We start from the raw sequence: 17,586 nt of genomic DNA, 5'->3' as shown, positions 1-17,586 counted from the left end.
TTCTTGGTACAAGAACAGACCCTGACTTTTCGTGATAACGAAGAGCAACCGTGATGGAAACAGTATGAACTGGACCTGGTTTCATAAGCTCGGCTCACCCAAATGGTTTTATGGCATCAGTGGCAAGCTGCTGCCCTGGCTGAGCGTCGCCGCCTTGTTGCTGATCGGTATCGGCGTGGTTTGGGGCCTGGTCTTCGCGCCGCCGGATTACCAGCAAGGCAACAGCTTTCGGATCATCTATATCCATGTGCCGATGGCGATGCTGGCCCAGTCCTGCTACGTGATGCTGGCGGTGTGCGGGGTGGTCAGCCTGGTATGGAAGATGAAACTGGCCGATGTCGCCCTGCAGTGCGCGGCGCCCATCGGGCATTCGATGACCGTGATTGCGCTGTTGACCGGGGCAATCTGGGGCAAGCCGACCTGGGGCTCGTGGTGGGTCTGGGATGCACGACTGACGTCGATGCTTATCCTCCTGTTTCTGTACGCAGGTCTTATTGCGCTGAACCAGGCCATCAGCAATCGTGAGAGCGCCGCCAAGGCCTGCGCGGTGCTGGCCGTCGTCGGGGTGATCAACATCCCGATCATCAAATACTCGGTGGAGTGGTGGAACACCTTGCACCAGGGCGCGACCTTCACCCTGACCGAACGCCCGGCGATGCCTGCCGAGATGTGGCTGCCGCTGTTGCTGACGGTGCTGGGTTTCTATTGCCTGTTCGGCGTGCTGCTGCTGTTGCGCATGCGCCTTGAGGTGCTCAAGCGTGAAGCCCGGACCAGCTGGGTCAAGGCCGAAATCCAACGCAGCCTGGAGGTGGCGCCATGAGTTTTGCATCCTTCGACGAATTTCTCGCCATGGGCCATCACGGCCTGTATGTCTGGTCGGCCTATGGCATCTGCCTGGTGATCCTGGCTCAGGAACTGGCGGTGCCGATCGTGGCCCGCAAGCGTTATCTGCAACAAGAGGCGCGTCGTTTGCGCCGGGAGAACGGCAAGTGAATCCGCTGCGTAAAAAGCGTCTTTTGATCATCCTGGCGATCCTGGCCGGTATCGGCATTGCCGTGGGCCTGGCCCTCAGCGCGCTGAAGGAAAACATCAACCTGTTCTACACCCCGACCCAGATCGCCAATGGCGAGGCGCCCCTGGACACGCGGATTCGCGCCGGCGGCATGGTGGAGCAGGGTTCGCTGCAACGCTCCGGCGATTCGCTGGACGTACGCTTTGTGGTCACCGACTTCAACAAGTCAGTGACTATCTCCTACCGCGGCATCCTCCCGGATCTGTTTCGCGAAGGGCAGGGCATCGTTGCCCTGGGCAAGCTCAATGCCGAGGGCGTGGTGGTGGCCGATGAAGTACTGGCCAAGCACGACGAGAAGTACATGCCCCCCGAGGTGACCAAGGCCCTGAAAGACAGCGGCCAATCGGCACCGACACCCGCGAAGGAGGGTTAACCCATGACTTCCGCACTTTTCATCCCTGAACTGGGGCATCTGGCGATGATCCTGGCCCTGTGCTTTGCCCTGGTCCAGGCGGTGATCCCGCTGCTCGGCGCCTGGCGCGGCGATCGGTTGTGGATGAGCCTGGCTCAGCCGGCGGCCTGGGGGCAGTTCGCCTTCCTGCTGTTCGCCTTCGGCTGCCTGACCTATGCCTTCATGAGCGACGACTTCTCGGTCGCCTATGTGGCCAGCAACTCCAATAGCGCCTTGCCCTGGTACTACAAGTTCAGCGCAGTATGGGGCGCCCACGAAGGCTCGCTGCTGCTCTGGGCGTTGATCCTGGGTGGCTGGACCTTTGCCGTGTCGGTGTTCTCGCGACAGTTGCCGCAGGTGATGCTGGCCCGGGTGCTGGCGGTGATGGGCATGATCAGCACCGGCTTCCTGCTGTTTCTGATCCTGACCTCCAACCCTTTCGCGCGGATCTTGCCGCAGATCCCGGCCGACGGCCGTGACCTCAACCCGTTGCTGCAGGACATCGGCCTGATCGTTCACCCGCCGATGCTGTACATGGGTTATGTCGGTTTCTCCGTGGCCTTCGCCTTCGCCATTGCCGCGCTGCTCGGCGGGCGTCTCGACGCCGCCTGGGCGCGCTGGTCGCGTCCCTGGACCATCGTCGCCTGGGCTTTCCTCGGCATCGGCATCACCCTGGGCTCCTGGTGGGCCTACTACGAACTCGGCTGGGGCGGCTGGTGGTTCTGGGACCCGGTGGAAAACGCCTCCTTCATGCCGTGGCTGGTGGGGACGGCCCTGATCCACTCCCTGGCCGTCACGGAAAAGCGCGGCGTGTTCAAGAGCTGGACCGTGCTGCTGGCCATTGCCGCGTTTTCCCTGAGCCTGCTGGGAACCTTCCTGGTGCGTTCCGGGGTACTGACCTCGGTGCATGCCTTCGCCTCCGACCCAGAGCGCGGCGTGTTCATCCTGATCTTCCTGCTGTTTGTGGTGGGCGGTTCGCTGACCCTGTTTGCCCTGCGCGCGCCGGTGGTCAAGAGCCATGTCGGGTTCAACCTGTGGTCGCGGGAAACCCTGCTGCTGGGCAACAACCTGGTGTTGGTGGTGGCTGCGTCGATGATTCTGCTGGGCACCCTGTACCCGCTGGTGCTGGATGCCCTGACCGGGGCCAAGCTGTCGGTCGGCCCGCCGTACTTCAATGCGCTGTTCATTCCGCTGATGGCGCTGCTGATGGTGGTGATGGCGGTCGGTGTGCTGGTGCGCTGGAAAGACACCCCGGTCAAGTGGCTGGTGAGCATGCTGACCCCGGTCCTGCTGGGCAGCGCGGCCTTGGCGGTGGTGGCTGGTATCGCTTACGGCGACTTCAACTGGGCGGTGCTGGCGACCTTTATGCTGGCCGCCTGGGTGCTGTTGGCCGGTGTGCGCGACATCGTCGACAAGACCCGCCACAAAGGCCTGATCAAAGGCCTGCCAAGCCTGACCCGCAGCTATTGGGGCATGCAGATTGCGCACCTGGGCATCGCGGTCTGCGCCCTGGGCGTGGTGCTGTCGAGCCAGAACAGCGCCGAGCGCGACCTGCGCCTGGCGCCGGGCGAATCCATGGACCTGGCCGGTTATCACTTCATTTTTGAAGGCGCCAAGCACTTCGAGGGGCCGAACTTCACCTCCGACAAAGGCACCGTGCGCGTGGTGCGCAACGGCAAGGAAGTCTCGGTGCTGCACCCGGAGAAGCGCCTGTACACCGTGCAGAACTCGATGATGACTGAAGCCGGGATCGACGCCGGCTTTACCCGCGACCTGTATGTGGCCCTCGGCGAGCCGCTGGGCGATGGCGCCTGGGCGGTGCGGGTACACGTCAAGCCGTTTGTGCGCTGGATCTGGTTCGGCGGCCTGCTGACCGGCTTCGGTGGCTTGCTGGCGGCGCTGGACCGGCGTTACCGGGTCAAGGTGAAAAGCCGCGTGCGCGAAGCGCTGGGCATGACAGGAGTCACTGCATGAGACGTTGGATGATGTTGCTGCCGCTGGCACTGTTCCTGGTGATGGCGGTATTCCTCTACCGCGGGCTGTACCTGGACCCGGCCGAGTTGCCGTCGGCCATGATCGGCAAGCCGTTCCCGGAGTTCTCCCTGCCGGCGGTCGAGGGTGAAACAACCCTGACCCGCGCCGACCTGCTGGGCAAACCGGCACTGGTCAACGTCTGGGGCACCTGGTGCATTTCCTGCAGGGTCGAGCACCCGGTGCTGAACAAGCTGGCGCAGCAGGGCGTGGTGATCTATGGCGTCAACTACAAGGACGTCAACGCCGATGCCTTGAAGTGGCTGGCCGAATTCCACAACCCGTATCAGCTGGATATCCGCGACGAAGAGGGCACCCTGGGCCTGAACCTGGGGGTGTACGGTGCGCCGGAAACCTTCTTCATCGACGCCAAGGGCATCATCCGCGACAAATACGTCGGGGTGATCGACGAGGTGGTCTGGCGTGAAAAACTGGCGGCCAAGTATCAGTCGCTGGTGGACGAGGCCAAGCCATGAAGCGCTGGTTCGCCGCCCTCGTACTGGGTCTGGGTATGGCTTCCGTAGCCCAGGCCGCCATCGACACCTATGAGTTCGCCAATGACGCCGAGCGTGAGCGTTTTCGCGAGCTGACCAAGGAGCTGCGCTGCCCCAAGTGCCAGAACCAGGACATCGCCGATTCCAATGCGCCGATTGCCGCCGACTTGCGCAAGGAAATCTTTCGCATGCTGGGCGAAGGCAAGGACAACCAGCAGATCATCGACTTCATGGTTGACCGCTACGGCGACTTCGTCCGCTACAAGCCGGCCCTGACCGGCAAAACCGCCTTGCTCTGGTTCGGCCCCGCCGGGTTGCTGCTGGGGGGAGTGGTGATCATCGCCGTGATCGTCCGGCGTCGTCGTGCCGAGCGCACTGACAGCCCGAACACGCTTTCTGCCGAGGAGCGTCAGCGCCTCGACCACCTGTTGGAAAAAGACTCCGAATGATTGATTTCTGGCTCGCTGCAGGTCTGCTGCTCCTGGTAGCCCTGAGTTTTCTGTTGATCCCGGTTTTACGCGGCCGCCGTGCCCAACGTGAAGAGGATCGTACCGCGCTGAACGTGGCGCTCTACCAAGAACGGGTTGCCGAGTTGCAAGGGCAGCAGGCGGAGGGTGTGCTGAGTTCGGACCAGATGGACAGCGGCCGCGCCGAAGCGGCCCGCGAGTTGCTGGCCGATACCGAAGGCGTGGCCCCAGCCAGGGTTTCGCGGCTGGGCAAGCCGCTGCCGTTGCTGGCGGCGATCCTGGTGCCGGTGCTGGGCCTGGGTCTGTACCTGCATTTTGGCGCTGTGGACAAGGTCGAACTGACCCGCGAATTCGCCCAGGCGCCGCAGTCCATGGAAGACATGACCCAGCGCCTCGAGCGCGCGGTGGCGGCCCAGCCGGATTCCGCCGAGGGCCTGTACTTCCTCGGTCGCACCTATATGGCCCAGGATCGTCCAGCGGACGCGGCGAAGCTCTTCGAGCGCACCGTGGCCCTGGCGGGCCGCCAGCCGGAGCTGCTCGGGCAATGGGCCCAGGCGCAGTATTTTGCCGACAACAAACAGTGGTCGCCCAAGCTCCAGGCCTTGACCGACGAAGCACTCAAGGCCGACCCCAAGGAAGTCACCAGCCTTGGACTGTTGGGCATCGCGGCGTTTGAAGGTGAGCGTTATCAGGACGCCATCGATTACTGGAACCGCCTGTTGGCCCAATTGCCGCCGGACGACAGCTCCCGCGCTGCGCTGCAGGGCGGTATCGCCCGGGCCAGCGAGAAGCTGGTCGCCACCGGTGGCAAGGTTGCCCAGGCGCCGGCCGCCCCGGCCAAGAGCGCCGTGCTCAAAGTCCGGGTCGACCTGGCGCCTGAGCTGAAGGCCAAGGTCCAGCCGGGTGACAGCGTGTTCATCTTTGCCCGGGCCGTGTCCGGCCCACCCGCGCCGTTGGCGGCCAAGCGCCTGACCGTGGCTGATCTGCCGGCCACCGTCGAGCTGGGGGATGCCGACGCAATGATGCCGCAGTTGAAACTGTCGAACTTCCCTGAAGTCCAACTGGTTGCGCGCGTGTCCCGTGCCGGCCAACCGACAGCCGGTGAATGGGTCGGTCGCAGCCAGCCCCTGGCCAGCAGCACCACCGCGCCACAACAGCTGACCATCGACAGCCCGGATCAATAACCAGAGAAGCCGCCATGACCGCCATCGCACGTATCACCCTGTTATCACTGGTTGTGGGGTTGAGTGCATGTACGGTCCAGCGGCCGCAGCCCACCAGCTCCGAACCCATCCCGCCGGCGGTGCCGAGCACACGCTCGGTGCCCTCGACCGCGCCTGGGGCACCGGCGACGCCCAATCGTCCGGCCAAGCCCCTGCCACGCACCTCCGCCAGTTTTGCCCCACCTCCCGGCGGCCATAGCCATTGGGATGCGCGGCTGGGGGTGTATGTGCTGGATGACCAGAGCAACACCTTCTATCGCCAACGCACCTATTACCGCTGGAACAACGGCTGGAGCCGCTCCATCGGCCCGGATGGCCCCTGGGAGGAAACCGACATCCATGGCGTTCCGTCCGGCTTGGGGCGTCAGTTCAAATAGCCCCGCGAGGGGCTTGGGCGACGGTGCTTGTTGTTCAAGCCCTCTGGCTCACGGCCGATACAGCGCCATGTCCCTGAGTATCGTTGCTTGAGCACCTGATGAAGATAAAACCCAACAAGCTGTATTTGGCCCGGCTGCAGTTCTGCCTGTATGTCTGCCTGTGTTTCGTGGTGCTGTATTACTGTCACAACACCGACATTCCGGGGCTGATCTATCTGTTGCTGACGCCGTTCTTCCTGGTGGCGCTCTACGGTTTTATCTATTACCTGTTCTGCTGGCTTTTTATCGCCTACCGGCCTCGGGATGAGACGTGGTGGAAGCGTATCGACTATGTCTGGCTGTTTTTCGCCTCGTTGGCGTTGATCGGACAGACCCAGAGCGTGCGCGAAATGTGGTTTCAGTCGCCTTACGAGATGGCCCAGGCCTCCAAGGCCGGCATCGACAAAAGCCTGCGCGCCGAAATCAACGACATGCTCGACCCGGCGCAATGCGCCACGGCTACCAGCCGCTACGAAGCGGCCGACGCGCTGCAGGTTGCAAGCCTGTGCCAGCGCTATGCCGACGTGGCCCGGCCGCTGTCCGACGTGGCGTTGGTCAATCTGTTGCAGGAGCTGCCGGCGCTGGGCGCCGAGTACTCGGCCGAGCCGATACAGCGCTGGCTGGCGGGGTTGCAGGAGACGCTCAAGGAGCGAGAGCTGCGGCGTACAGAGGTGGTCAAGTACCAGAACCTGATCAGGGAAACCGAGTTCGAAGAGCTATTTCGCTATTTCGCGCCGTTGCTGGTGGTAATCGCCCTGGCGCTGCGCGCGTCCAAGGTCTCCGGCGAGCTCTATTTGAAAGCGCCGAAGCAACGCAAGTTTTGGCTGATCATCAACCAGCGGGTGGTGGTCGACAGCCTGGGCTTCAGCGATGTTGCGCACAAACGCTTTGCCCAGGCCCTGGGCAGCTGGCGCAAGGCCGAATGGGGCGTGGTCCATATGGCCTGTGATTTCATTGCTCAGAGCAGCCAGCGTGGCAGCAACGAACCGGTGCTGCCCGGGAGGTTTGAGAGTGAGTTTCAGTTGGCGAGCGTCGAGGAGTTCGAGACGTCGGGTTTTGTGCAGTGGGCCGCCGGGCAGTCGATGGAGCTGTTGTACCTGGTGGGCGAAACCGACCCTGAGCTGATCCGTCGGCTACGGCAGTGGGGCGAGGCGACGAACACTGAAGTGCTGGTGCGCGAGCACATCTGAGGCCGCTCAACGGCTGGTCATCAACGCCTCGACATACGTGACAAAGGCCCGGGCCTTGGCGCTGGCCAGGCGCCCGGTAGGAAATACCGCCCACAGTTGCTGGGGCGGCAGCTGCCAGTCGCCGAGCAGCTCCTGGACCTGACCTCGGGCCAGCTCCGGGGCGAACATCCAGTACGAGGCCACGGTCAGCCCCTGGTGGGCCAGCACTGCCTCGCGCAGCCCTTCGGCGGCGTTGACCCGCATCCTGCCTGCCAGTACCACCGCCTGTTGTTCGCCGTGACGGGTGAAGGTCCAGTGGGCGCCACCGCCCAGGCTGTAGATGATGGCCGGCAATCGGGGCAACTGCTCGGGGGCGGTCGGCGTGCCATGCCGTGCCAGGTACTCAGGCGTCGCCACCACCACGCGTCGGCACTGGCTGATCTGGCGTGCGGTCAGCGCCGAATCCTCCAGGCTGCCCATGCGCAGGGCGACATCGATCCCGGCCTCCACCAGGTTGCTGTTGTGGTCGTCCAGTACCACATCGATCGACAGTTCCGGGTGCTGCTCAAGGAAGGGGCCCAGGTTCGGCACGATGTGCATGCGGGCGAAGGTCACCGCCGCAGCGATGCGCAAGGTGCCGCGCAGGCCGGCCGCCGAGCCCCGTGCCGCGCGCTCGGCCTCATCGGCCTCTTCCAGGGTGCGCCGGGCACGCTCGAAAAACGCCAGGCCGGCCTCGGTGGGCGTGAGGCCGCGGGTCGAACGCAGCAACAGTCGCACGGCCAGGTGTGTCTCCAGTTGCGCGATGCTTTTCGAGACGGCCGGCTGGCCGATGTTGAGGCGCCGGGCGGCGGCGGAAAACGAACCGGTTTCCACCACATTGATGAAGGTTTCCATGGCAGCCAGGCGGTCCATCGGCGTTGCTCCAGTCGGGGGCAGGGCGCGGGCCAGCCCGCGCAGGTGGGTTTCAGGCGCTGGCCGGCAGCGGCTTTTCGGACACCAGCAAAAAGCGCAGCAGCGCCAGCAGCGGGAACAGGCTGCCGACCAGGATCACCCCCAGCCAGCCGCCGTGTTCGTACACCGCACTGGCGATGGACGAGCCAAAGGCGCCGCCGATAAAGATGCTGGTCATGTACAACGCATTCAAGCGGCTGCGGCTCTGGGCATCCAGGGCATACACCGCCCGCTGGCCGAGGACCATGTTCATCTGCACGCAGAAATCCAGGACCACGCCGGTCACCGCGAGACCGATGACGCTGTAGGCCGGATGCACCAGGCCCGGAAGAAAACTCAGGGCCGCGAACAGCATGGCCAGCAGCGAGGCGACGCGGGTGTGGCCGGCATCCGCCAGGCGCCCGCTGATGGGGGCGGCGATGGCGCCGATGGCGCCAACCAGGGCAAAGAGTGCGATCTGGGTCTGGGACAGGCCGTGATTGCGCGCCAGCTCCAGCGGTGCGGCGGTCCAGAACAGGCTGAAGGTGGCGAACAGGCAACCCTGGTAGAACGCCCGCTGGCGCAGTACCGGCTGGCGGCGCAGCAAGGTGCCCAGGGAGCGCAGCAACTGGCCGTAGCTGGCACTGTGCTCGGGCTGGCGCTTGGGCATGGTCAGGGCCAGCACCGCACTGATGGCGACCATCAATACCGCAGCGGCAATGAACATGGCGCGCCAGCCGAAGTGATCGGCCACCACGCTGGCCACCGGCCGTGCCAGCAGTATCCCCAGCAACAAGCCGCCCATGATCCCGCCGACCACCCGCCCGCGAGACTCGGCCGGGGCCAGGTGTGCTGCCAGGGGGATCAGGATCTGCACCGACACCGAGCTGAAGCCGATCAGCAGCGATACCAGCAGGAAGGCATTGGGGGCGGTGGTGAAGGCCGCCACCAGCAGGCTGACAATGGCCACCAGGGTGGTGACGATCATCAGGCGCCGGTTTTCCAGGAGATCGCCCAGGGGCACCAGGAAAAACAGGCCCAGGGCATAGCCGATCTGGGTCAGGGACACGATCAGGCTGGCCAGGGTGCTCGACAGGCCGACGTCCGGGGCGATCAGCTCGATGATCGGCTGGGCGTAATAGATGTTGGCGACGATCGCGCCGCAGCAGAAGGCAAACAGCAGCACCATGCCCCGGGTCATTGTCGCGCTGGTGGCGTGCAGCGCTTGGGAAGTTGTAGTCATCGCGGTTCTCTTGGCGGCGAAAGGATGTGGGCGAGGTTAGGAGGCTGGCCCGTGACGCGGTAGAGAGGCTCGGGTGATAGCATTTATTCCCGTGGGGAATAGGGGGGCGAAGCGGCTTGAACGAAGCACTGAGAAGGGCTCCCCGGGCTGATGATACATTTACTTACAACTGCTTCGATAGCCGGCTTATAGTTGGCCAGGAAGTCGTGAGCATTGCTCCGATTGATCATCAGCCTTTCAGCACGGGAAGCCTGCCCCATGAAACTGTCTTTGCGCCGATTGTTCGACGCTGTCGCGAGCATCGTTTTGGCCAGCCTGATGCTGGTCGGCCCGGCCCAGGCCCAGGATGCGCCGGGGATGCGCATCGCGGTACGGGGTGAAATCACCGGCATCAGCGGCGATGTGCTGCGGGTGCATGCCAACAATGGTGAGGTGGCCAGCATCGAGCTGACGCCCCAGACCCAGGTGCGGGCAGTGAGCCTGGCCAATATCGAAGACATCAAGCCCGGCAGCTACATCGGCTCGGCGGCGGTGCCCATGGCCGATGGCACCCTCAAGGCCCTGGAAGTGCATGTATTTCCCCCACAGATGGTCGGCACGGGCGAAGGCCATCGACCGTTTGACCTGGTCAAGGGCAGCAGCATGACCAATGGCAGTGTCGGCGACCTGGTGGTGAGCAACGGTCGCACCCTGACCGTCAACTACAAGGGCGGCCAGCAGAAGATCCTGGTGCCGGACGATGTGCCCATCGTCAATCTGGCGCCAGCTGATCGCAGCCTGCTCAAGGCCGGGGTCAAGGTGGTGATGTTCGTGACCCAGGGCGCCGATGGCAAATTGACCGCGCAATCGATCTCGGCCGGCAAGGACGGGGTCACCCCGCCGATGTAAGGCGCGCCCTCTCTGCACGGCGGCTGTTGCGTTGCCAAGTGTTGCTGTAGCGGCGTTTCGGTGGAACTCCGGGCGGGCTTGGTTTAGGGTTTTCGGTCGCTCATCGCGTCGGGAGGCCCCATGCAAAAGTCCACGTTCAATCCGCCAAACATCTTCAATTCTCTGCAATACGGTTTCAGCCAGGCTGTCGAGGTTCGCGGCGGCCGGCGCCTGCTGCTGTCGGGCCAGGTTGGCGTCGACGAGCACGAATCCACTGTCGGCCCCGGACTGCGGGAGCAGACCGAGCAGGCCTTCGACAATATCGAACGGGTGCTGGCCCACGCCGGTGGCGCGCTGGGGGATGTGGTGATGCTGCGCATCTACATTGCCGAAGCGGCCCGTGACCAGCAGGAGCAGATCAGCCAGGTTCTGCTGCAACGTTTCCCCAATGACCCGCCGGCATCGTCGTGGATCATCGTCAGCGGCTTGTCGTTGCCCGAGTGGCTGATCGAGGTCGAGGCCGAAGCCATGCTCGCCGAACGGCAGCCGGCCCAGGAGGCGGCGTTGCTGAGCCCGGTGGTGGGGCTCTAGCCGTTGCGCCTAAAACCGCAGGCATAAAAAAAGCGACCATCACGGTCGCTTTTTTTCAGCAGTAACCCTTACTTGGCGTCGCCGTAGATCTGGTCGAAGATCCCGCCGTCATTGAAGTGGGTCTTCTGCACGGTGCGCCAGTCACCGAAGGTTTTCTCCACCGAGAGGAAGTCGACTTTCGGGAAGCGGTCGGTGTACTTGGCCAGGACTTTCGGGTCCCGTGGGCGCAGGTAGTTGTTGGCGGCGATTTCCTGGCCTTCCGGCGACCACAGGTACTTCAGGTATTCCTCGGCCGCGGCGCGGGTGCCTTTCTTGTCGACCACTTTGTCGACCACCGACACCGGTGGCTCGGCTTCGGCGGAAACGCTCGGGTAGATCACTTCGAACTGATCGCGGCCGAACTCGCGGGCGATCATCTCGGCTTCGTTTTCAAAGGTCACCAGCACGTCGCCGATCTGGTTGGTCATGAAGGTCGTGGTAGCGGCGCGGCCACCGGTATCCAATACCGGAGCCTGGCGGAACAGTTTGCCGACAAAGTCCTTGGCCTTGCTTTCGTCACCGCCATTCTTGAGCACGTAACCCCAGGCCGAGAGGTAGGTGTAGCGGCCGTTGCCCGAGGTTTTCGGGTTGGGCACGATCACCTGGACGCCATCCTTGAGCAGGTCCGGCCAGTCTTTCAGGGCTTTCGGGTTGCCTTTGCGCACGATAAACACGGTGGCCGAGGTGAACGGCGCGCTGTTGTTCGGCAGGCGGGTCACCCAGTTGTCCTGGACCAGCTTGCCGTTGTCCACCAGGGCATTGATATCAGTGGCCATGTTCATGGTAATGACGTCGGCCGGCAGGCCGTCGATGACCGAACGCGCCTGTTTGCTCGAACCGCCGAAGGACATCTGCAGGGTGATGTTCTCCTTGTGCTCGGCTTGCCAATGCTTCTGGAAGGCTGCGTTGTAGTCTTTATAGAAGTCGCGCATCACGTCGTAGGACACGTTCAGCAGGGTCGGTGCGGCCTGGGCCGCGCTGCCCAGTGCCAGGCCGGCAGCCAGAAGAGAGGCGCTCAAAAGTTTTTTCACTGCACATTCCTTTTATTCGAGAGTGAAGGCATTTTGCCGCCGACTATAGCCGGGGCGTCATAGCGGTTTAAAGATTAAAAAGCACTTTGCTTATTCCATTTTCTTGAACAGCGCATTCCCGCAGCGCGAGCAGAATGCAGCGCTGGGTTCATGGTTGCTCTTCTTGCACACTGGGCAGTCATGCTTGAGTTGTTCGCCGCGCATGGCACTGGCCAGTTCAGCGGTAAAGATCCCGGTGGGGACGGCGATGATCGAGTAACCGGTGATCATCACCAGCGATGAAATCACCTGGCCCAATGGGGTTTTCGGCACGATATCGCCGAAGCCCACCGTGGTCAGGGTGACGATAGCCCAATAGATGCCCTTGGGAATGCTGGTAAAGCCGTGCTCCGGGCCTTCGACCACATACATCAAGGTGCCGAACACCGTGACCAGGGTCGACACGCTGAGCAGGAACACAATGATCTTCTGCTTGCTGCCCCGCAGGGCCGACATCAGGTAGTTGGCCTGCTTGAGGTAGGGGCTCAGCTTGAGCACACGGAAGATCCGCAGCATGCGGATCACACGGATGATCAGCAGGTACTGGGCATCGCTGTAATACAGCGCGAGGATCCCTGGGACGATGGCCAGCAGGTCCACCAGGCCATAGAAACTGAAGGCATAGCGCAACGGCTTGGGCGAGCAGTACAGGCGCAGGCCGTACTCGATCGCGAAAATCAGGGTAAAACCCCATTCGATGTAGGCCAGCACGTTGGCGTAGTCGCGGTGCACCTGGTCGATGCTGTCGAGGATCACGATCACCAGGCTGGCGAGGATGATCAGCAGCAAGGTGCTGTCGAAGCGTCGACCGGCCACGGTGTCGGTCTGGAAAATCATGACGTAGAGACGGTCACGCCAGTGGTTGCTGCTGTCCATGTAGATCGCCTGAAACAAATATCAGCGCAGCCTAGGTGGATTGCCCCTTGCAGTGCAAGGCGCACTGTCTCGGGCCGCCTGACGCATGACCCGGACCGTGGCGCGTACCAGCCAGGCAGCGAGGATAAAGGGCGCGGTCAGGGGCGCCAGGCCCAGGGCGGCAAAGCCCGGCGTCAGTAGCAGGGCCAGGGCGACACCGGGCACTGGCAGCCAGCACAGGGCGCGGGGTTGCTGGCTGAGGGCGATGGCCACCAGCACGGCGTTGTAGCCGCCCAGGCCAAGCAGGGCGCTGGGGTTTTCATGATGCAACAGACTGAACCCCAGGCCGGCCGCCGAACCGAACACGGCCCAGGCCGCAGCGCGCCGGTTGGCCAGGAACAGCCCGAGGGCAATCAAGGCACCGGCCAGTGGCTGTTCAAGGAACAGCACTTGCCCCAGGCCCTTGGCGGTCGCCCCCAGCAGCTCGAGCAGGCCGGGTTCGGCCAGGGGCGGGTTGGCCGGCAACATGGGCTCGGCAACGCTCAGCAGCAACCAGCTCAAACCGACAAAAGGCGCGGTGTAGGCCGGCAGGCAATGGTGGTCCCGTGAGCGCTTGAGCCACTGCTGGGTCAGGATCGCGCTGATCCCGCCGCAGGCGACAATCAACGGCGGCAGCAGCGCCGACCAGGGGAAATAAAGGCTCAGCAGCAAGCCAAGCAGCACCCCGTTGTAGCTGAACAGCCCGGCCTGGCGATCGGCCTTGGGGTAGCCGCGTCGTTGTGCCGTAAGCAGGCCGGCGACGCCACCGAGCAGGGCGCCGCCGAGCAGGGCCGGAGCACCGATCAGGATGGCCAGCAGGCACAGCAGGCCACACAGCGGGTGGCGCTGGAGAAAGATCTGACTGAAGCCATTGAGCACGGCGCTGGCCCAGTCGGGGCAATAGGAGTTGAACGACTCTGAAGGCATGAACAATTCGTCAGGGCGCGCCATGGCCGTCGCCGGCCATGGCGGTTGGGGCCGAGGGTCAGATCAGGGTTTCGATCCGCAGCGAGTTGGTCGAACCCGGCTGGCCGAATGGCACGCCGGCGGTGATCAGCAAGGTGTCGCCGCGTTTGGCCAAACCCTGGGCCTGGGCGATCTCCAGGGCCGTGGAGCAGATCTCATCGACCTGGCGCAGGCGGTCGTTGACCACCGAATGCACGCCCCAGGCCACGCTCAGGCGGCGCGCGGTGGCCAGGTTCGGCGTGAGGTTGAGGATCGGCACCCGAGGCCGCTCGCGGGCGGCGCGCAGGCTGGAGCTGCCGGACTCGCTGTAGTTCACCAGCACCGCCACTGGCAGGATGCTGCTGATACGGCGGATCGCGCAGCTGATGGCGTCCGACTGGGTGGCTTCGGCCTGGGGCCGACTGACGTCGAGCTGAGCCTGGTAGTCGGGGCCGCTTTCGACCTGGCGGATGATCTTGCTCATCATCTGCACGGCTTCCAACGGGTATTCGCCGGAGGCGGTTTCCGCCGACAGCATTACCGCGTCCGCCCCTTCGGCCACCGCATTGGCCACGTCCGTGACCTCGGCCCGGGTCGGCGCCGGCGAAAAGCGCATGGATTCGAGCATCTGGGTCGCCACCACCACCGGTTTGCCCAGTTGGCGGCAGGTGCTGATGATGTCTTTCTGGATCTGCGGCACGCTTTCCGCTGGCACTTCCACCCCCAGATCACCTCTGGCGACCATGATCGCGTCGCTCAACTCGGCGATTTCCCGCAATTGGGTGACGGCCGAAGGCTTCTCGATCTTGGCCATCAGGAACGCTTTGTTGCCGATCAGGACCCGCGCTTCATGGATATCCTCGGGGCGCTGGACAAAGGACAACGCCACCCAATCCACCCCCAGCTCCAGGCCGAAGCTGAGGTCGCGGCGGTCCTTGGCCGTCAGCGGGCTCAGGTCGAGCACGGCCTGGGGCACGTTGACGCCCTTGCGGTCCGACAGCTCGCCGCCGTTGAGTACCGTGGTGTCGATGGCGTCGGCGTGTTTGCCGGTTACCCGCAGGCGCAACTTGCCGTCGTCCAGCAGCAGGTCCATGCCCGGCTCCAGGGCGGCGATGATTTCCGGGTGCGGCAGGTTGATCCGGCGCTGGTCGCCCGGGGTTGGGTCCAGGTCCAGGCGCAGGGCCTGGCCGCGCACCAGTTGCACCTTGCCCGCGGCGAACTTGCCAACCCGCAGCTTCGGCCCTTGCAGGTCCATGAGGATGCCCAGGGGGTAGTTCAGCTGGCGCTCGACCTCGCGGATCCATTGAAAGCGCTGGGCGTGGTCGGCGTGATCGCCGTGGCTGAAGTTGAGGCGAAAGATATTGACCCCGGCCTTGACCAGTTCACGGATGTCCTCAATGCCGTCGGTGGCAGGGCCCAGGGTGGCGAGGATTTTGACCTTTTTATCAGGCGTCATGTGTCGGGTTCTCAAGAATCAGGATGGCGCGGAAGTCATTGACGTTGGTGCGGGTCGGTTCGGTGACGATCAACGCGTCCAGCGCGGCGAAGTAGCCGTAACCGTTGTTGTTATCCAGCTCGTCGCTGGCGCTCAGGCCCAGGGCGGTGGCGCGGCTGTAGCTGTCGGGGGTCATGATGGCCCCGGCGTTGTCCTCCGAGCCGTCGATGCCGTCGGTGTCGCCGGCCAGGGCATAGATCCCGGGCAGGCCCTTGAGGCTGTCGGTCAGGCTCAGCAGGAACTCGGCGTTGCGCCCGCCGCGGCCGGTGCCGCGCACGGTGACCGTGGTTTCGCCACCCGACAGAATCACGCAGGGCGCCGCCAGCGGCTGGCCATGCAGCAGGACCTGGCGGGCGATGCCGGCGTGGACCTTGGCCACCTCGCGGGATTCGCCTTCCAGGTCACCCAGGATCAGTGGGCTGAACCCGGCCTGGCGCGCCTTGACTGCGGCGGCCTCGAGGGACTGCTGGGGCCGGGCGATCAATTGGAAGTGGCTGCGGGCCAGGGCCGGATCACCGGGTTTGACGGTTTCCGATTCGGCGCTTTGCAGCCAGTTGCGCACGGCAGCGGGCACGTCGATGGCGTAGCGCTTGAGAATGGCCAGGGCTTCGGCCGAGGTGCTGGGGTCGGCCACCGTCGGGCCGGAGGCGATGACCGTGGCCAGGTCCCCGGGTACGTCGGAGATCGCGTAGGTGTACACGCTGGCCGGCCAGCAGGCCTTGGCCAGGCGTCCGCCCTTGATCGCCGACAGGTGCTTGCGCACGCAATTCATCTCGCCGATGGTGGCGCCCGACTTGAGCAGCGCCTTGTTGATCGACTGCTTGTCGGCCAGGCTGATGCCGGCAGCGGGCAGGGCCAGCAAGGCTGAGCCACCGCCTGACAGGAGGAAGATCACCCGGTCCTGTTCCGACAGGTTGCTGACCAGCTCCAGGACCCGCTTGGCCACGGCCAGGCCGGCGGCGTCGGGGACCGGGTGGGCGGCTTCGACCACTTCGATTTTCTGGCACGGCGCGCCATGGCCATAGCGGGTCACCACCAGCCCGGACACTTCGCCCTGCCAGCAGCGTTCAACCACCTGGGCCATGGCGGCTGCGGCCTTGCCGGCGCCAATAACGATCACCCGGCCGCTGCGATCGCGGGGCAAGTGGGCTTCGAGCACGTGTTGCGGATGGGCGGCGTCGATGGCTGTGGCGAACAGCTCGCGCAGGAATTGTTGCGGATCGACCGACATGGCGGGCTCCCGGTGTTCTTGTTATGGGGGGCTTGAAACTGCCTGCTGGCGCGGACGCAGGCGCTGCCGGGGGGAACTGATGCACTCTCCGGCGGCCTGCGCTCGCGGCTACAGCCGAGGCTTATTGCGGGTCGCGAATCGAGAAGTTGGCCATGTGCTCCAGGCCCTTGATCAGCGCCGAGTGGTCCCAGTTGCTGCCACCGATGGCGGCGCACGTACTGAACACCTGCTGGGCGTTGGCCGTGTTCGGCAGGTTGATGCCCAGCTCGCGCGCGCCGGCCAGGGCCAGGTTGAGGTCCTTCTGGTGCAGGTTGATACGGAAACCCGGGTCGAAGGTGCCCTTGATCATCCGCTCGCCATGGACCTCGAGGATCTTCGACGAAGCGAAGCCACCCATCAGCGCTTCACGCACCTTGGCCGGGTCGGCGCCGTTTTTCGCCGCGAACAGCAGGGCCTCGGCCACCGCCTGGATGTTCAGGGCGACGATGATCTGGTTGGCCACCTTGGCGGTCTGGCCGTCGCCGTTGCCACCGACCAGGGTGATGTTCTTGCCCATGCTCTGGAACAGCGGCAGGGCGCGTTCGAAGGCCTGGCTGTCACCGCCGACCATGATGCTCAGGGTCCCGGCCTTGGCTCCGACTTCACCACCGGACACCGGGGCATCCAGGTACTGCGCGCCTTTCTCGTTGATCTGGGCGGCGAAGGCCTTGGTCGCGGTAGGCGAGATCGAGCTCATGTCGATCACGATCTTGCCTTTGCCGACACCGGCGGCGATCCCGTCGGCACGCAGCAGCACGTCTTCGACCTGCGGGGTGTCGGGCACCATGATGATGATGAACTCGGCTTCCTGGGCCACTTCCCTGGGGTTCGCCAGGGCGACCGCGCCCGCGGCGATCAGGTCGGCCGGTGCCTGGCCGTGATGCTCGGACAGGAACAGGCTATGACCGGCCTTTTGCAGGTTCGAGGCCATTGGGTGGCCCATGATGCCGGTGCCGATAAATCCGATTTTAGCCATGAA

At 64.2% G+C, this 17,586-nt stretch carries 19 protein-coding genes; 11 read left to right on the top strand and 8 right to left on the bottom strand.

Annotated features, from left to right (window positions below):
* The first annotated feature begins 64 nt into the window (after positions 1-64).
* The 9 genes from AC19YX_RS08480 (at position 65) to AC19YX_RS08440 (ending at position 7,284) form a co-directional block, all read left to right on the top strand.
* Positions 65-820, top strand: a complete 756-nt coding sequence (locus tag AC19YX_RS08480) for a heme ABC transporter permease (RefSeq protein WP_078471001.1) — start codon at positions 65-67, stop codon at positions 818-820.
* Positions 817-993, top strand: coding sequence for a heme exporter protein CcmD (gene ccmD / locus AC19YX_RS08475; RefSeq protein WP_500606051.1), 177 nt, complete (start codon positions 817-819; stop codon positions 991-993). The genes AC19YX_RS08480 and ccmD overlap by 4 nt, the downstream gene beginning before the upstream one ends.
* Positions 990-1,445, top strand: coding sequence for a cytochrome c maturation protein CcmE (ccmE, locus tag AC19YX_RS08470; protein ID WP_020299259.1), 456 nt, complete (start codon positions 990-992; stop codon positions 1,443-1,445). Before ccmD ends, ccmE begins: the two co-directional genes overlap by 4 nt.
* Positions 1,446-1,448: 3 nt before the next feature.
* A complete protein-coding gene (locus AC19YX_RS08465; protein ID WP_078471002.1) occupies positions 1,449-3,437 on the top strand; it encodes a heme lyase CcmF/NrfE family subunit in 1,989 nt (662 codons plus the stop codon).
* Positions 3,434-3,970: a DsbE family thiol:disulfide interchange protein gene (locus AC19YX_RS08460; protein WP_078471003.1), complete on the top strand. Its 537-nt coding sequence runs from the start codon at positions 3,434-3,436 to the stop codon at positions 3,968-3,970. Before AC19YX_RS08465 ends, AC19YX_RS08460 begins: the two co-directional genes overlap by 4 nt.
* Complete coding sequence (locus AC19YX_RS08455; RefSeq protein ID WP_078471004.1) at positions 3,967-4,437, top strand: cytochrome c-type biogenesis protein; 471 nt, start codon at positions 3,967-3,969, stop codon at positions 4,435-4,437. The genes AC19YX_RS08460 and AC19YX_RS08455 overlap by 4 nt, the downstream gene beginning before the upstream one ends.
* A complete protein-coding gene (gene ccmI, locus AC19YX_RS08450) occupies positions 4,434-5,639 on the top strand; it encodes a c-type cytochrome biogenesis protein CcmI (RefSeq protein ID WP_078471005.1) in 1,206 nt (401 codons plus the stop codon). Before AC19YX_RS08455 ends, ccmI begins: the two co-directional genes overlap by 4 nt.
* 14 nt (positions 5,640-5,653) lie before the next feature.
* Complete coding sequence (locus AC19YX_RS08445; protein WP_078471006.1) at positions 5,654-6,055, top strand: hypothetical protein; 402 nt, start codon at positions 5,654-5,656, stop codon at positions 6,053-6,055.
* Positions 6,056-6,153: 98 nt separating this feature from the next.
* Positions 6,154-7,284 carry a hypothetical protein gene (locus tag AC19YX_RS08440; protein ID WP_500606050.1) on the top strand — a complete coding sequence of 377 codons (1,131 nt, stop codon included), beginning with the start codon at positions 6,154-6,156 and terminating at the stop codon, positions 7,282-7,284.
* Positions 7,285-7,290: 6 nt separating this feature from the next.
* On the opposite strand, the gene AC19YX_RS08435 is transcribed toward AC19YX_RS08440, so the two are convergent.
* Positions 7,291-8,175 (bottom strand): LysR family transcriptional regulator, encoded by an 885-nt coding sequence (locus AC19YX_RS08435; protein WP_500606049.1) that lies wholly within the window; start codon positions 8,173-8,175, stop codon positions 7,291-7,293.
* A gap of 52 nt (positions 8,176-8,227) precedes the next feature.
* Complete coding sequence (locus AC19YX_RS08430; protein ID WP_201130055.1) at positions 8,228-9,436, bottom strand: MFS transporter; 1,209 nt, start codon at positions 9,434-9,436, stop codon at positions 8,228-8,230.
* Positions 9,437-9,694: 258 nt separating this feature from the next.
* Between AC19YX_RS08430 and AC19YX_RS08425 the strand changes: the two genes are divergently transcribed.
* Together AC19YX_RS08425 and AC19YX_RS08420 are read left to right on the top strand one after the other, a co-directional pair.
* Complete coding sequence (locus tag AC19YX_RS08425; RefSeq protein ID WP_078471010.1) at positions 9,695-10,324, top strand: hypothetical protein; 630 nt, start codon at positions 9,695-9,697, stop codon at positions 10,322-10,324.
* A gap of 120 nt (positions 10,325-10,444) precedes the next feature.
* Positions 10,445-10,894 carry a RidA family protein gene (locus AC19YX_RS08420; protein ID WP_078471011.1) on the top strand — a complete coding sequence of 150 codons (450 nt, stop codon included), beginning with the start codon at positions 10,445-10,447 and terminating at the stop codon, positions 10,892-10,894.
* Positions 10,895-10,962: 68 nt separating this feature from the next.
* On the opposite strand, the gene AC19YX_RS08415 is transcribed toward AC19YX_RS08420, so the two are convergent.
* The 6 genes from AC19YX_RS08415 to AC19YX_RS08390 form a co-directional block, all read right to left on the bottom strand.
* Positions 10,963-11,964, bottom strand: a complete 1,002-nt coding sequence (locus AC19YX_RS08415) for a sulfate ABC transporter substrate-binding protein (protein WP_500606048.1) — start codon at positions 11,962-11,964, stop codon at positions 10,963-10,965.
* Positions 11,965-12,054: 90 nt separating this feature from the next.
* A complete protein-coding gene (locus tag AC19YX_RS08410; RefSeq protein ID WP_078471013.1) occupies positions 12,055-12,879 on the bottom strand; it encodes an ion transporter in 825 nt (274 codons plus the stop codon).
* A 21-nt stretch (positions 12,880-12,900) separates the two neighbouring features.
* A complete protein-coding gene (locus tag AC19YX_RS08405; RefSeq protein WP_500606047.1) occupies positions 12,901-13,824 on the bottom strand; it encodes an urea transporter in 924 nt (307 codons plus the stop codon).
* A gap of 58 nt (positions 13,825-13,882) precedes the next feature.
* Complete coding sequence (gene pyk / locus AC19YX_RS08400; protein WP_201130060.1) at positions 13,883-15,298, bottom strand: pyruvate kinase; 1,416 nt, start codon at positions 15,296-15,298, stop codon at positions 13,883-13,885.
* Positions 15,288-16,568 carry a glycerate kinase type-2 family protein gene (locus AC19YX_RS08395; RefSeq protein WP_500606046.1) on the bottom strand — a complete coding sequence of 427 codons (1,281 nt, stop codon included), beginning with the start codon at positions 16,566-16,568 and terminating at the stop codon, positions 15,288-15,290. The genes pyk and AC19YX_RS08395 overlap by 11 nt, the downstream gene beginning before the upstream one ends.
* 121 nt (positions 16,569-16,689) lie before the next feature.
* Positions 16,690-17,583, bottom strand: coding sequence for a 2-hydroxy-3-oxopropionate reductase (locus AC19YX_RS08390; RefSeq protein WP_078471016.1), 894 nt, complete (start codon positions 17,581-17,583; stop codon positions 16,690-16,692).
* Between the last annotated feature and the right edge of the window lie 3 nt (positions 17,584-17,586).

The organism is Pseudomonas sp. MF09150, from assembly GCF_059862355.1.
This window is presented reverse-complemented; position numbering and strand designations above follow the sequence as displayed.

Coding starts and splice junctions, on each gene's coding strand:
- AC19YX_RS08410 (WP_078471013.1), bottom strand. CDS start 12,879: ATGGACAGCAGCAACCACTGGCGTGACCGTCTCTACGTCATGATTTTC.
- AC19YX_RS08460 (WP_078471003.1), top strand. CDS start 3,434: ATGAGACGTTGGATGATGTTGCTGCCGCTGGCACTGTTCCTGGTGATG.
- AC19YX_RS08395 (WP_500606046.1), bottom strand. CDS start 16,568: ATGTCGGTCGATCCGCAACAATTCCTGCGCGAGCTGTTCGCCACAGCC.
- pyk (WP_201130060.1), bottom strand. CDS start 15,298: ATGACGCCTGATAAAAAGGTCAAAATCCTCGCCACCCTGGGCCCTGCC.
- AC19YX_RS08425 (WP_078471010.1), top strand. CDS start 9,695: ATGAAACTGTCTTTGCGCCGATTGTTCGACGCTGTCGCGAGCATCGTT.
- AC19YX_RS08430 (WP_201130055.1), bottom strand. CDS start 9,436: ATGACTACAACTTCCCAAGCGCTGCACGCCACCAGCGCGACAATGACC.
- ccmD (WP_500606051.1), top strand. CDS start 817: ATGAGTTTTGCATCCTTCGACGAATTTCTCGCCATGGGCCATCACGGC.
- AC19YX_RS08455 (WP_078471004.1), top strand. CDS start 3,967: ATGAAGCGCTGGTTCGCCGCCCTCGTACTGGGTCTGGGTATGGCTTCC.
- AC19YX_RS08445 (WP_078471006.1), top strand. CDS start 5,654: ATGACCGCCATCGCACGTATCACCCTGTTATCACTGGTTGTGGGGTTG.
- AC19YX_RS08435 (WP_500606049.1), bottom strand. CDS start 8,175: ATGGACCGCCTGGCTGCCATGGAAACCTTCATCAATGTGGTGGAAACC.
- AC19YX_RS08465 (WP_078471002.1), top strand. CDS start 1,449: ATGACTTCCGCACTTTTCATCCCTGAACTGGGGCATCTGGCGATGATC.
- AC19YX_RS08480 (WP_078471001.1), top strand. CDS start 65: ATGAACTGGACCTGGTTTCATAAGCTCGGCTCACCCAAATGGTTTTAT.
- AC19YX_RS08390 (WP_078471016.1), bottom strand. CDS start 17,583: ATGGCTAAAATCGGATTTATCGGCACCGGCATCATGGGCCACCCAATG.
- AC19YX_RS08405 (WP_500606047.1), bottom strand. CDS start 13,824: ATGCCTTCAGAGTCGTTCAACTCCTATTGCCCCGACTGGGCCAGCGCC.
- ccmI (WP_078471005.1), top strand. CDS start 4,434: ATGATTGATTTCTGGCTCGCTGCAGGTCTGCTGCTCCTGGTAGCCCTG.
- AC19YX_RS08420 (WP_078471011.1), top strand. CDS start 10,445: ATGCAAAAGTCCACGTTCAATCCGCCAAACATCTTCAATTCTCTGCAA.
- AC19YX_RS08440 (WP_500606050.1), top strand. CDS start 6,154: ATGAAGATAAAACCCAACAAGCTGTATTTGGCCCGGCTGCAGTTCTGC.